At 32.6% G+C, this 14450-nt stretch carries 11 protein-coding genes and 5 tRNA genes; 15 read left to right on the plus strand and 1 reads right to left on the minus strand.

Translation table 11 applies throughout. The features are described 5' to 3' along the window. On the minus strand, nt 1-552 hold a 552-nt coding region (gene yaaA, locus L8X97_RS07345), incomplete at its 3' end, for a YaaA family protein (protein WP_263659897.1). A 92-nt stretch (nt 553-644) separates the two neighbouring features. Between yaaA and L8X97_RS07350 the strand changes: the two genes are divergently transcribed. The 15 genes from L8X97_RS07350 to rpoC all read left to right on the plus strand — a co-directional run bounded on the left by L8X97_RS07350 (nt 645) and on the right by rpoC (nt 14436). After that, nucleotides 645-720, plus strand: a tRNA-Thr gene (locus L8X97_RS07350). Between the two features lie 46 nt (nt 721-766). Further along, nucleotides 767-852: transfer RNA gene (locus tag L8X97_RS07355), tRNA-Tyr, on the plus strand. Between the two features lie 7 nt (nt 853-859). Beyond that, nucleotides 860-936 (plus strand) — tRNA-Gly (locus tag L8X97_RS07360). A 104-nt stretch (nt 937-1040) separates the two neighbouring features. After that, nucleotides 1041-1115: transfer RNA gene (locus tag L8X97_RS07365), tRNA-Thr, on the plus strand. Between the two features lie 65 nt (nt 1116-1180). Beyond that, nucleotides 1181-2380, plus strand: coding sequence for an elongation factor Tu (gene tuf / locus L8X97_RS07370; protein WP_039617742.1), 1200 nt, complete (start codon nt 1181-1183; stop codon nt 2378-2380). A gap of 39 nt (nt 2381-2419) precedes the next feature. Then, nucleotides 2420-2578: a 50S ribosomal protein L33 gene (rpmG, locus tag L8X97_RS07375; RefSeq protein ID WP_039617743.1), complete on the plus strand. Its 159-nt coding sequence runs from the start codon at nt 2420-2422 to the stop codon at nt 2576-2578. Between the two features lie 21 nt (nt 2579-2599). Further along, nucleotides 2600-2675, plus strand: a tRNA-Trp gene (locus tag L8X97_RS07380). 16 nt (nt 2676-2691) lie between these two features. After that, nucleotides 2692-2874, plus strand: a complete 183-nt coding sequence (secE, locus tag L8X97_RS07385) for a preprotein translocase subunit SecE (RefSeq protein ID WP_039617745.1) — start codon at nt 2692-2694, stop codon at nt 2872-2874. A gap of 1 nt (nt 2875) precedes the next feature. Next, nucleotides 2876-3409 carry a transcription termination/antitermination protein NusG gene (nusG, locus tag L8X97_RS07390; protein WP_087684660.1) on the plus strand — a complete coding sequence of 178 codons (534 nt, stop codon included), beginning with the start codon at nt 2876-2878 and terminating at the stop codon, nt 3407-3409. Between the two features lie 27 nt (nt 3410-3436). After that, the gene (gene rplK, locus L8X97_RS07395) at nt 3437-3862 is read left to right on the plus strand and encodes a 50S ribosomal protein L11 (RefSeq protein WP_012661181.1); all 426 of its coding nucleotides are present in this window, start codon (nt 3437-3439) and stop codon (nt 3860-3862) included. Between the two features lie 64 nt (nt 3863-3926). Further along, on the plus strand, nt 3927-4628 hold the full coding sequence (rplA, locus tag L8X97_RS07400; protein WP_039617747.1) for a 50S ribosomal protein L1: 702 nt from the start codon (nt 3927-3929) through the stop codon (nt 4626-4628). Between the two features lie 155 nt (nt 4629-4783). Further along, nucleotides 4784-5263, plus strand: a complete 480-nt coding sequence (rplJ, locus tag L8X97_RS07405; protein ID WP_133319935.1) for a 50S ribosomal protein L10 — start codon at nt 4784-4786, stop codon at nt 5261-5263. A 20-nt stretch (nt 5264-5283) separates the two neighbouring features. Beyond that, nucleotides 5284-5661, plus strand: a complete 378-nt coding sequence (gene rplL, locus L8X97_RS07410; RefSeq protein ID WP_012661184.1) for a 50S ribosomal protein L7/L12 — start codon at nt 5284-5286, stop codon at nt 5659-5661. A 95-nt stretch (nt 5662-5756) separates the two neighbouring features. Next, complete coding sequence (rpoB, locus tag L8X97_RS07415; RefSeq protein WP_220566613.1) at nt 5757-9890, plus strand: DNA-directed RNA polymerase subunit beta; 4134 nt, start codon at nt 5757-5759, stop codon at nt 9888-9890. After that, entirely contained in the window at nt 9883-14436 is a 4554-nt protein-coding gene (gene rpoC / locus L8X97_RS07420; RefSeq protein WP_263662980.1) for a DNA-directed RNA polymerase subunit beta', read from the plus strand. The genes rpoB and rpoC overlap by 8 nt, the downstream gene beginning before the upstream one ends. The last annotated feature ends 14 nt before the right edge of the window (nt 14437-14450 follow it).

The following is a 14450-nucleotide window of genomic DNA, read 5'->3' on the forward strand; positions in this document are numbered from 1 at the left end:
GGTAAAAGTTAAAAAAGGCTTTTTAATAGTATAAAATTTTTCATAAAATTTAGCTCTAAGATCAATGACTAATTCATTTTCTAAAAATTTATCGAGTTCATCAGAGAAACTATCTTTGTAATATTTTTCTATATTAAATTCTTTAATTTTCTCTCCTTGTTTTAATTTGTAATAAGGTATTAAATCTTTTGCTAAAATAGGACCAAAAAGATTAGAAAATATCAAAACATTCTCATCTATGTATTTTCTTGAATTCTCGCTTAAATTTTCATAGTCTAAATGATCAAAAGCAACTCCATTATATCTTTGAATAGCTTTGTTTGTTTCTTTTGTTAAAATATCATGAGTTAATTCTTCTATTTCACTTGCATCTTTTATACCAAAAAATTTTTCAAGTTCAACTTCATTGCATTGTTTTATATGATTTTTATATTTTGTAAGTACTTCAAGTCTTTTACTATATAAATTACTAAAAACAAAAGAGTTTTTATTTATATAATCTTGCGTATTTATTTTATTTTTGCTTTCGCTAGGTGAAAATAAAATTTTCATAATCAATCCTTTATTTTTTTAAAAATTATATAAAATTATTTAAAACACTTGACATTAATTCAAAATTACATTATAATTCAACTTTATTTTTTGCTGGTTTAGCTCAGTTGGTAGAGCAGCTGCCTTGTAAGCAGCAGGTCGGGGGTTCAAGTCCCTTAACCAGCTCCATTGTTGATAGCAGTGTTTGACCAGAAATAAAAAGCATTTTTATCATGGTGAGTTACTCAAGTGGCCAACGAGGGCAGACTGTAAATCTGCTGGCTTTCGCCTTCCGTGGTTCGAATCCACGACTCACCACCATTGCTTTGCGGGAGTAGCTCAGTTGGCTAGAGCATCAGCCTTCCAAGCTGAGGGTCGCGGGTTCGAGTCCCGTTTCCCGCTCCAACCTAATTTTGGTAGAGTGAAACTGGGAGCTGTTTTTAAATTAAGAATTTCTAGCAGTTTCAATTTCCAAAATTTTATAATTTATGTTTTTAATTTTTCTGAGCGCTCGTATGGCTCAGAGGTAGAGCACTCCCTTGGTAAGGGAGAGGTCGCGGGTTCAAGTCCCGCTATGAGCTCCATTGATTTCAAAAGATTATAAAACATAAATTAGTATTTGTTTGTAAATTTTATATGGAGGAAAAAGATGGCTAAAGAAAAATTTTCACGTAATAAGCCTCACGTAAATATTGGTACTATTGGTCACGTTGACCACGGTAAAACTACTTTAACAGCTGCTATCTCTGCTGTTCTTTCAAGAAGAGGTTTGGCTGAGCTTAAAGATTATGATAATATCGACAATGCTCCTGAAGAAAAAGAGCGTGGTATTACTATTGCAACTTCTCACATTGAGTATGAAACAGAAAATCGTCACTATGCTCACGTAGACTGCCCAGGTCACGCTGACTATGTTAAAAATATGATTACTGGTGCTGCTCAAATGGACGGTGCTATTCTTGTTGTTTCTGCTGCAGATGGTCCAATGCCACAAACTAGGGAGCACATCTTACTTTCTCGCCAAGTAGGTGTACCATATATCGTTGTTTTCATGAATAAAGCTGATATGGTTGATGATGCTGAATTATTAGAATTAGTTGAAATGGAAATTAGAGAATTATTAAGTTCTTATGACTTCCCAGGAGATGATACTCCAATTATTTCAGGTTCTGCTTTACAAGCTCTTGAAGAAGCAAAAGCTGGACAAGATGGTGAATGGTCTAAAAAAATCCTAGATCTTATGGCAGCAGTTGATGAGTATATTCCAACTCCAGCTCGTGATACAGATAAAGATTTCTTAATGCCAATCGAAGATGTATTCTCAATTTCAGGTCGTGGTACAGTTGTTACTGGTAGAATTGAAAAAGGTGTTGTTAAAGTTGGTGATACTATTGAAATAGTTGGTATTAGAGAAACACAGAGCACTACAGTAACTGGTGTTGAAATGTTTAGAAAAGAAATGGATCAAGGTGAAGCAGGTGATAATGTAGGTGTTCTTCTACGTGGTACTAAAAAAGAAGATGTTCTTCGTGGTATGGTTCTTGCTAAGCCAAAATCAATTACTCCACATACTGACTTTGAAGCAGAAGTTTATATTTTAAATAAAGATGAAGGTGGTCGTCATACTCCATTCTTTAATAACTATAGACCACAGTTCTATGTAAGAACAACAGATGTTACTGGTTCTATCCAACTTGCAGAAGGCGTTGAAATGGTTATGCCAGGTGAGAATGTTAGAATTACTGTAAGTCTTATTGCACCAGTTGCGCTTGAAGAAGGTACTCGTTTTGCTATCCGTGAAGGTGGCCGTACTGTTGGTTCAGGTGTTGTATCTAAAATTATTAAATAATCATAAGCGAGATTTTATCTCGCTTTTTAAGGAATAAAAATGAGAATTAAAGTTGGCTTGAAATGTGAAGAGTGCGGTGATATTAATTACAGTACTTTTAAAAATAGTAAAAATACAACTGAAAAATTAGAATTAAAAAAATATTGCCCAAGATTAAAAAAACATACAGTTCATAAAGAAGTTAAATTAAAAAGTTAAGGCTTTTATATAAAAGCCCTTAGGGCAATAGCTCCAACGGTAGAGCGCCGGATTCCAAATCCGATGGTTGGGGGTTCGAATCCCTCTTGCCCTGCCACAAAATAAGGTTAAATATGGAAAAACTAATAACTTATTTTAAATTGTCAAAAGCTGAATTATCAAAAGTTATTTGGCCTTTGAAAGAGCAAGTTAGAAATGCTTATATTACCGTTTTTGTAGTTGTTACTGTTGTTTCATTATTTTTAGCATTGGTTGACTTGATTATGTCATTTTCATTATCTAAGATTATAGGATAAAATAATGAATCATAAATGGTATGCAATTCAAACTTATGCAGGTAGTGAAATGGCTGTAAAAAGAGCCATAGAAAATTTAGTTAGAGATCATGGAATTCAAGAGCAATTGTTAGAAGTAATTGTTCCAACTGAAGATGTGATTGAATTTAAAAATGGTAAAGAAAAAATAAGCGAAAGAAGTTTGTATTCAGGCTATGTATTTGCCAATATTGACTTATCAACAGAACTTTGGCATAAAATTCAATCTTTGCCAAAAGTTGGTCGTTTTATAGGGGAAAGTAAAAAACCAACCCCATTGAGTGAAAAAGATATCAATCTTATTTTAGAAAAGGTGAAAAATAAAGCAGCACCTAAACCTAAAATTTCATTTGATAAAGAAGAAAGTGTAAGAATAACCGAAGGTCCTTTTGCAAACTTTGTTGGTATTGTAGAAGAATATGATATGGTTAGAGGGGTTTTAAAGCTAAATGTTTCAATATTTGGCAGATCAACTCCAGTAGAGATCTTATACTCTCAAGTTGAAAAAATAGTTTGATAATATAGCAAGTAAAGGAGTAAGGTTATGGCTAAAAAAGTCGTAGGAGAAATAAAATTACAAATAGCTGCTACTAAGGCTAATCCATCACCTCCAGTTGGTCCTGCTTTGGGTCAACAAGGTGTTAATATTATGGAATTTTGTAAGGCATTTAATGAAAGAACAAAAGATATGGCTGGCTTTAATATTCCAGTTGTTATTACTGTTTATGCAGATAAAAGCTTTACATTTATCACAAAACAACCACCAGCTACTGATTTAATCAAAAAAGCTGCAGGTATTTCTAAAGGTGCGGATAATCCTTTAAAAAATAAAGTAGGTAAATTAACTAAAGCACAAGTTTTAGAAATTGTTGATAAAAAAATAGCTGATATGAACACAAAAGATAGAGAGCAAGCTGCTAAGATTATTATGGGTTCTGCTCGTTCTATGGGTGTTGAAATCGTAGATTAATACTCTTTACCGCCAAGAGTTTAAAAAGGCGGTAGCACTTTATATAAAATGCGGAGAAAAATTAATGTCAAAAAATACTAAAAGATTTACAGAATTATTAAAAAAAATAGATTCAAATAAAAATTACTTAATGGATGAAGCAATAAGCACAGTTAAAACTCTTGCATCTGCTAAATTTGATGAAACAGTTGAAATTGCTTTAAAATTAAATGTTGATCCAAGACATGCAGATCAGATGGTAAGAGGTAGTGTAGTTTTACCTTGTGGTACAGGTAAAAAAGTGCGTGTTGCTGTTATAGCAAAAGATGCAAAAGCTGATGAGGCAAAAAATGCAGGTGCTGATATAGTTGGTAGTGATGATTTAGTAGAAGAAATTCAAAAAGGAAATATGAATTTTGATGTTTTAATTGCTACTCCAAATTTGATGGGTTTAGTTGGTAAAGTAGGTCGTATTTTAGGACCTAAAGGTTTAATGCCAAATCCTAAGACAGGTACTGTGACAATGGATGTTGCACAAGCTGTGAATAATGCTAAAAATGGTCAAGTTAACTTCCGTGTTGATAAGCAAGGAAATATCCATGCAGGTTTAGGTAAAGTTAGCTTTACTCAAGAACAATTAAAAGAAAATATGACAGCATTTGTAAAAGCTATTAATAAACACAAGCCAGCTGCTGCAAAAGGAAGATATATTAAAAATGCTAGTCTTTCTTTAACTATGAGTCCTTCTCTTTCTCTTGATACTCAAGAATTACTTGATACAAAATAAAATTAATGAGAGTTTTACTCTCATTAATAAAAATTAGATAAGATAATAACTTTTATTTTATCTAATTTTTATCTTAGATTGGAGATAGCCGAGGTCCTAGGACTTAATTAGATTTTTCTGCTCTGCTTGAAATCACCGGTCGGAAAGGAGTAAAGATGACTAAAAGCCAAAAAGTTGAACTTGTTTCTAAACTTGAAGAAGGTTTTAAAGTTAGTGAGGCTGTTGTAGTTTGTAACTATAAGGGTTTAAATACTAAAAAACTTGAAGAGTTAAGAAATAATGCGAGAGAAATGGATGTTAAAGTTCAAATTATTAAAAATACTTTAGCAAGTATTGCTCTTAAAAATGCCGGCAAAGATGGAATGGAACTTAAAGATACTAATATTTATCTTTGGGGTGAAGACCAATTAAATGTTTCAAAAGTTGCTGATAAATTTAGCGAAGCTAATCAAGCATTTGAGATCAAAACTGCATTTATCGAAGGCGAAGTTGCTTCTGTAGATAAAGTTAAAGCTTTAGCTAAAATGCCTTCTCGTAATGAATTACTTGCTATGCTTTTGCAAGTTTGGAATGCACCAATCACCAATTTTACAATTGGATTAAATGCATTAAAAGAAAAAAAAGAAGCTGAATAAAATTATAAAAAGGATAAAAAATGGCAATTACTAAAGAAGATGTATTAGAATTTATTTCTAACCTAAGTGTTCTTGAGCTTTCAGAATTAGTAAAAGAATTTGAAGAAAAATTTGGTGTTTCTGCTGCTCCAGTTATGGTTGCGGGTGCTGCTGTTGCGGGTGCTGCTGGCGGTGCTGCTGAAGAAAAAACTGAATTTGATATTGTATTACAAGATGGTGGCGATAAAAAAATTAATGTAATTAAAGTTGTTCGTGCTTTAACTGGTCTTGGATTAAAAGAAGCAAAAGATGCAGTTGAGCAAACTCCATCAGTTCTTAAAGAAGGTGTTAGTAAAGCTGAAGCTGAAGAAGCTAAAAAACAACTTGAAGAAGCTGGCGCTAAGGTTGAACTTAAATAATTTTTTATTTTTAAAAGAAAGGATTTTATATCCTTTCTTGTTTTCCTTTAATAAGGATTCTTTCTTTCAATACTTTTACCATGGGGTATAATAATATGTTAAATTCACAATCAGGAAATCGTTTAAGAATAGACTTCTCGAATGTTCCACAACAAATAGACATTCCAAATTTATTACAATTACAAAAAAAGAGTTTTGATTATTTTTTAAATTTAGATGCAAAAAATTCAGAAAGTGGAATTGAAAAAGTTTTCAAATCTATCTTTCCAATCCATGATCCGCAAAATAGATTAAGTTTAGAATATGTAAGTAGTGAAGTAGGTAAACCTAAATATACCATTAGAGAGTGCATGGAAAGAGGTTTAACTTATTCTGTAAATTTGAAAATGAAAATCCGTTTAACTTTACATGAAAAAGATGAAAAAACGGGTGAAAAAATCGGTATAAAAGATATCAAAGAACAAGAAATTTATATTAGAGAAATTCCTTTAATGACAGATAGAATTTCTTTTATAATTAATGGGGTTGAAAGAGTTGTTGTAAATCAACTTCATAGAAGTCCAGGTGTTATTTTTAAAGAAGAAGAAAGTTCTACTGTTGCAAATAAATTAGTATATACAGCTCAAATTATACCAGATCGTGGTTCTTGGCTTTATTTTGAATATGATGCAAAAGATGTGCTTTATGTGCGTATTAATAAAAGAAGGAAAGTGCCTATTACTATTTTATTTAGAGCACTTGGTTATAAAAAGCAAGATATTATAAAATTATTTTACCCTATACAAACTATTCATGTTAAAAAAGATAAATTTTTAACTGAATTTAATCCAAATGACTTTTTAGATAGAGTCGAATATGACTTAAAAGATGAAAAAGGCAATGTTGTACACCAAGCCGGTAAAAGAATGACAAAGAAAAAAGCTGAGCAACTTATAAAAGACGGTGTTAAATGGGTTGAATATCCAATTGAAATTTTAACAAATAGATATTTAGCTAACCCTATTATTAATAAAGAAACCGGTGAGGTTTTGTTTGATTCTTTAACGCTATTAGATGAGGGAAAATTAGCTAAAATTAAAGAAGAAAAACAATTTGATATTGCAAATGACTTAGCAAATGGAGTTGATGCTGCTATTATTAATTCTTTCATTCAAGATAATGAGACTTTAAAATTATTAAAACAAACTGAAAATATAGAAGATGAAAATGATTTAGCAGCTATTAGAATTTATAAAGTAATGAGACCAGGTGAGCCTGTAGTAAAAGATGCTGCAAAAGCTTTTGTAAATGATTTATTTTTTAATCCTGAAAGATATGATCTAACAAAAGTTGGTCGTATGAAAATGAATCATAAACTAGGATTAGATACACCTGAATATGTTACAGTTTTAACAAATGAAGATATAGTAAAAACTGCAAAATATTTAATTAAAGTAAAAAATGGTAGAGGCCATATTGATGATAGAGATCATTTAGGTAATCGTCGTATTAGATCGATTGGAGAGCTTTTAGCTAATGAACTTCATGTGGGTCTTGCTAAAATGCAAAAATCAATTAGAGATAAATTTACCGCATTAAATGCAGATATTGATAAAGTAATGCCTTATGACTTAATCAATCCTAAAACAATTACTGTGACAATTATGGAATTTTTTACCGGTGGTCAATTGTCTCAATTTATGGATCAAACAAATCCATTAAGCGAGGTAACTCATAAGCGTCGTTTATCTGCGCTTGGCGAGGGTGGTTTAGTAAAAGAAAGAGCGGGTTTTGAAGTGCGTGATGTCCATGCAACGCATTATGGAAGAATTTGCCCTGTTGAAACTCCAGAAGGTCAAAATATCGGTTTGATTAATACGCTTTCAACTTATGCTAAAGTAAATGATCTAGGTTTTGTTGAAGCACCTTATAAGAAAGTAGAAAATGGAAAAGTAAGCAATGAAATTGTTTATTTAACTGCTACTCAAGAAGAAGGTTTAGTGATCGCAGCTGCTTCAACTAAAATTGATGAAAAAGGTAATATTGTTGAAGAATTTGTTGAAGCAAGACAAGATGGTGAAACAATCTTAGCAAGAAGAGAAGAAGTGCATTTGATTGATCTTTGTTCAGGTATGATAGTAGGGGTCGCAGCTTCTTTGATTCCATTTTTGGAGCATGATGATGCAAACAGAGCCCTGATGGGTTCAAACATGCAGCGTCAAGCAGTGCCTTTACTAACCGCACAAGCACCTATAGTAGGTACTGGTATGGAAAAAATCATTGCACGTGATGCTTGGGAAGCTATTAAAGCTAAAAGAGCAGGTATTGTAGAAAAAGTTGATAATAAAAATATTTTTATTTTGGGCGAAGATGAAAATGGACCATTTATTGATCATTATAAAATGGAAAAAAATCTAAGAACTAACCAAAATACAACTTTTATTCAACACCCGATTGTGAAAAAAGGCGAATTTATTCAAGCAGGTCAAATTATTGCAGATGGTCCAAGTATGGACCAAGGAGAGCTTGCTATTGGTAAAAATGCTTTGATCGCATTTATGCCATGGCATGGATATAATTATGAAGATGCTATTGTAATTAGTGAGAAAATTTTACGCGAAGATACTTTCACTAGTGTTCATATTTATGAAAAAGAAGTAGAGGCTAGAGAACTTAAAGATGGCGTTGAAGAGATTACAAAAGATATTCCAAATGTTAAAGAGGAAGATTTAGCACATCTTGATGAGAGTGGTATTGCAAAAATAGGAACTCATATAAAGCCTGGTATGATTTTGGTAGGTAAAGTTTCACCTAAAGGTGAGGTAAAACCTACGCCTGAAGAAAGATTACTAAGAGCTATTTTTGGTGAAAAGGCAGGACATGTTGTAAATAAATCTTTATATGCAACTGCTTCATTGGAAGGTGTTGTTGTAGATGTAAAAATATTTACTAAAAAAGGTTATGAAAAAGATGCTCGTGCTGTAAAAGCCTATGATGATGAAAAATTAAATCTTGAAAAAGAACATCACGATAGACTTTTGATGATGGACAGAGAAGAAACTTTAAGAGTATGTTCTTTGCTTTCTAAATCACCTTTAAATTCAGACGAAGAAATAAATGGTGTTAAATATAAAAAAGGTTCCAAGGTAGAAATTACCGAGTTGGAAAAAATTAATCGTTTTGCATTAAATTCTTTAGTTAAAGCTTATTCTAAAGAAGTGCAAAAAGAATATGATGATTTAAAAAATCACTTCCAAAACGAGAAGAAAAAGCTTAAAACAGAGCATGATGAAAAATTAGAAATTTTAGAAAAAGATGATATTTTACCAAGTGGAGTGGTAAAACTTGTTAAAGTATATATTGCGACTAAGAGAAAATTAAAAGTTGGGGATAAAATGGCAGGACGCCATGGAAATAAAGGTATTGTATCTAATATCGTTCCAGAAGTTGATATGCCTTATTTACCTGATGGAAGACCTATTGATATAGCTTTAAATCCTCTAGGGGTTCCAAGTCGTATGAATATAGGACAAATTCTTGAAAGTCACTTAGGGATTGTTGGTATGAGACTAGGTGATCAAATTCAAGAAATTTTTGATAGAAAACAAAAAGATTTTGTAAAAGAATTACGCGAAAAAATTCTTGAAATTTGTAGTGTATCTAGACTTGAGCTAGAAAAGAAATTTGTACAAACTTTAAATGATGAGCAACTTATTTCTTATGCTAGAGATTGGGCTAAAGGGGTAAAATTTGCTACTCCTGTATTTGAAGGTGTAACGGTTGAAGAATTTGGTAAGCTTTTTGAAATGGCTAAAATAGCTATGGATGGAAAAAGTGAACTTTATGATGGAAGAACTGGTGAAAAAATGGCAGAGCGTGTGCATGTTGGATGTATGTATATGCTTAAATTACACCATTTAGTAGATGAAAAAGTTCACGCAAGAAGCACTGGACCTTATAGCTTAGTAACACAACAACCAGTTGGTGGTAAAGCATTATTTGGTGGGCAAAGATTTGGTGAGATGGAAGTTTGGGCTCTTGAAGCTTATGGAGCAGCTCATACTTTAAGAGAAATGCTTACTATTAAATCTGATGATGTTGAGGGTAGATTTAGTGCTTATAAAGCTTTAACAAAAGGCGAGAATGTTCCAGCAACAGGTATTCCAGAGACATTCTTTGTACTTACAAATGAATTAAAATCTCTTGCTTTAGATGTTGAGATTTTTGATAAGGATGAGAATAATGAGTAAATTTAAACCTATCGAAATAAAAGAAGATGGCAGACCTAGAGACTTTGAAGCTTTTCAATTAAGACTTGCAAGTCCTGAAAAAATCAAATCATGGTCTTATGGGGAAGTAAAAAAACCAGAAACGATTAATTATAGAACTTTAAAGCCTGAAAGAGATGGGCTTTTTTGTGCTAAAATTTTTGGACCAGTAAGAGATTATGAGTGTCTTTGTGGTAAGTATAAAAAAATGCGTTTTAAGGGCATTAAGTGTGAAAAATGTGGTGTTGAAGTTACTAGTTCTAAAGTGCGTCGTTCAAGAATGGGGCATATTGAGCTAGTTACCCCAGTAGCACATATATGGTATGTGAACTCTTTACCAAGTCGTATCGGTACTTTACTCGGCGTAAAGATGAAAGACTTAGAACGCGTATTATATTATGAAGCATATATAGTAGAAAATCCAGGTGATGCATACTATGATAATGAAAATACTAAAAAAGTTGAATTTTATGATGTGTTAAATGAAGAGCAGTATTTAAATTTAATGCAACGCTATGAAAGTAGTGGATTTAAAGCTAGAATGGGTGGTGAAGTTGTTAGAGATTTACTAGCAAATTTAGATCTTGTCGAGCTTTTAAATAAATTAAAAGAAGATATTGCAGCAACTAATTCAGAAGCAAAGAAAAAAACTATCATCAAACGCTTAAAAGTGGTAGAAAATTTCTTAAATAGTAATTTAAATAGCAATACAAATATTGATGAAGTAGTACCAAATCGTCCTGAGTGGATGATGATCACAAATTTACCTGTATTACCACCTGATTTAAGACCTTTGGTAGCTTTAGATGGTGGAAAATTTGCAGTTTCTGATGTGAATGATTTATATAGAAGGGTTATCAATAGAAATACGCGTTTAAAAAGACTTATGGAGCTTGATGCACCTGAAATTATCATTAGAAATGAAAAAAGAATGCTACAAGAAGCAGTTGATGCTTTGTTTGATAATGGCAGAAGAGCAAATGCAGTTAAAGGTGCAAATAAGCGCCCATTGAAATCTTTAAGTGAAATTATCAAAGGTAAACAAGGTCGTTTTAGACAAAATCTACTTGGTAAAAGGGTGGATTTCTCAGGTCGTAGTGTTATTGTTGTTGGACCAAAACTTAGAATGGATCAATGCGGTTTACCTAAAAAAATGGCTTTAGAATTATTTAAACCACATTTGTTAGCTAAGCTTGAAGAAAAAGGTTATGCAACTACCGTAAAACAAGCTAAAAAAATGATAGAAAACAAAACTAATGAGGTTTGGGAGTGCTTAGAAGAGGTTGTTAAAGGTCATCCTGTAATGCTTAACCGTGCTCCAACCTTGCATAAACTTTCTATCCAAGCTTTTCATCCTGTGCTTGTAGAGGGTAAAGCGATTCAACTTCATCCATTAGTGTGTGCGGCATTTAATGCTGACTTTGACGGGGACCAAATGGCTGTGCATGTGCCTTTATCTCAAGAGGCAATAGCTGAGTGTAAAGTATTAATGCTCTCATCTATGAATATCTTGCTTCCAGCAAGTGGTCGTTCTGTAACTGTGCCTTCTCAAGATATGGTTTTGGGGATTTATTATCTGTCTTTAGAAAAAGATGGTGCTAAAGGTGAGCATAAAATTTGCACAGGTATTGAAGAGGTTATGATTGCTCTAGAAGCAAAATCTTTAGATATTCATGCAAGCATTAGAAGTGTGGTTGATGGAAGAAAAATCACAACAACCGCGGGTAGATTGATTATTAAGTCTATCTTACCTGATTTTGTTCCTGAAAATATGTGGAATAAAGTCATGAAGAAAAAAGATATTGCAGCTTTGGTTGATTATGTTTATAAAGAGGGTGGCCTTGAAGTAAGTGCTAGCTTTTTAGATAAACTAAAAGATCTTGGTTTTGAATATGCAACAAAAGCAGGTATTTCTATTTCAATTGCTGATATTATTGTGCCTGATCAAAAGCAAAAAAGCATAGAAGAAGCTAAAAAACAAGTAAGAGAAATTCAAAATTCATATAATTTAGGTTTGATTACTTCGGGTGAAAGATATAATAAGATTATCGATATTTGGAAAAGCACTAATAATATCTTGTCAAAAGATATGATGGAGTTAATTAAAAAAGATAAAGAAGGATTTAACTCTATTTATATGATGGCAGATTCTGGTGCTAGAGGTTCAGCAGCTCAAATTTCACAGCTTGCTGCGATGAGGGGTCTTATGGCAAAACCTGATGGCTCAATTATTGAAACACCGATTATTTCAAATTTCCGTGAAGGACTTAATGTTCTTGAATATTTTATTTCAACTCATGGTGCTAGAAAAGGTCTCGCAGATACAGCATTAAAAACAGCAAATGCAGGTTATTTAACAAGAAAGCTTATCGATGTGGCACAAAATGTAAAAGTTACAATGGATGATTGTGGTGCACATGAGGGTGTTGAAATTAATGAAATCACAGCAGATGGTGTTGTGATTGAAACCTTAGAGGAAAGAATTTTAGGAAGAGTTTTAGCTGAAAATATTATTGATTCTATTACTAATGAAATTTTATTTTCAGAAGGTACTTTAATAGATGAAGAAAAAGCTAGAGTAATTGTTGAAAGTGGTGTAAAGAGTGTAAGTATTAGAACTCCTATTACTTGTAAAGCTAAAAAAGGAGTTTGTTCTAAATGTTATGGTATTAACCTAGGTGAGGGCAAATTAGTTAAGCCAGGTGAAGCTGTAGGTATTATATCTGCTCAATCAATCGGTGAGCCAGGAACTCAGCTTACACTAAGAACTTTCCATAGTGGTGGTACTGCTAGTACAGATTTACAAGATCGTCAAGTAGTAGCACACAAAGAAGGTTTTGTAAGATTTTATAATCTTAACACTTATGAAGATAGACAAGGTAAAACTATCGTTGCAAATCATCGCAATGCTGCTATTTTACTTGTTGAGCCAAAAATCAAAGCCCCATTTAAAGGAACTATCCATATTGAACATGCGTATGAAGATGTAGTGGTTAGCGTTAAAGCAAAAAACAATGAAGCTAAATTTATATTAAGAAAATATGATTTAGCAAAAGCTAATGAGCTTGCCGGTGTAAGTGGTAATATCGAAGGTAAGTTATATATTCCATATAGCGATGGTGTTGAAGTAGCTGAAAATGAAAGTATTGTTGAAGTGATCAAAGAAGGTTGGAATATACCAAATCGTATTCCTTATGCAAGTGAATTGCTAGTAAAAGATGGTGATCCTATCACTCAAGATATTATAGCAGGTGCAAAAGGCACATTAAAATTTTACATGCTCAAAGGCGATGGTTTAGATAGGATTAAAAATCTTAAAAAAGGTGATGTAGTTAAAGAAAAAGGTGTTTTTGTTGTTATTGCTGATGAAAATGATAGAGAAGCAAAAAGACATTATATACCAAGAGAATCCGTGATTGAATTTGATGATAGTGCTTTTGTGGATAATCCTAAAGCTATCATAGCAAAATCAAGCAAAGAAGATAAAACTATCATTGCTGAATGGGATGCATATAATAACACCGTAATTGCAGAGGTTGCAGGTACTATAAATTTTGAAGATATTGAATCAGGCTATAGTGCTGATGAACAAATTGATGAAGCAACAGGTAAAAGATCGCTTGTTATTAATGAGTATTTACCAAGTGGAGTGCGTCCAGCGTTGTTAATCATAGGTGAAAATGACAAAGTAGTGCGTTATCAATTAGAGCCAAAAACTGTTATTTATGTAAATGATGGTGATAAGGTGAAGCAAGCTGATATTTTAGCTAAAACACCAAAGGCAGCAGCTAAATCAAAAGATATTACCGGGGGTCTTCCAAGAGTATCTGAATTATTTGAAGCAAGAAAGCCAAAAAACACTGCCGTTGTAGCTGAAATTGATGGAGTTGTTAGATTTGATAAGCCTTTAAGATCAAAAGAAAGAATCATTATTCAAGCAGAAGATGGAAGTAGTGCAGAGTATTTGATAGATAAATCAAAACGTATTCAAGTAAGAGATGGCGAGTTTATCCATGCGGGTGAAAAATTAACCGATGGAGTTATTTCAAGCCATGATGTACTTAGAATTTTAGGTGAAAAAGCATTACATTATTATCTTATTTCTGAAATTCAGCAAGTTTATCGCGGTCAAGGTGTTGTGATTTCTGATAAGCATATTGAAATCATCGTATCACAAATGCTAAGACAAGTTAAAATTGTAGATAGTGGTCATACTAACTTCATCGTGGGTGATTTAGTTTCAAGAAGAAAATTCAGAGAAGAAAATGAAAGAATTTTAAGATATGGTGGTGAGCCTGCTGTGGCTGAGCCTGTGTTACTTGGGGTAACAAGAGCGGCTATTGGAAGTGATAGCGTGATTTCAGCTGCTTCTTTCCAAGAAACAACGAAAGTTTTAACAGAAGCAAGTATTGCAGGTAAATTTGATTATCTTGAAGATCTGAAAGAAAATGTAATCTTAGGTCGTATGATTCCTGTTGGAACAGGATTATATCAAGAGCAAAAACTTAAATTAAAAGAAAAAGAATAAAAATCCCTAGCTAG

Origin of the sequence: Campylobacter sp. CNRCH_2013_0671h (genome assembly GCF_025773055.1) — a bacterium.
GTDB lineage: Bacteria > Campylobacterota > Campylobacteria > Campylobacterales > Campylobacteraceae > Campylobacter_D > Campylobacter_D lari_D.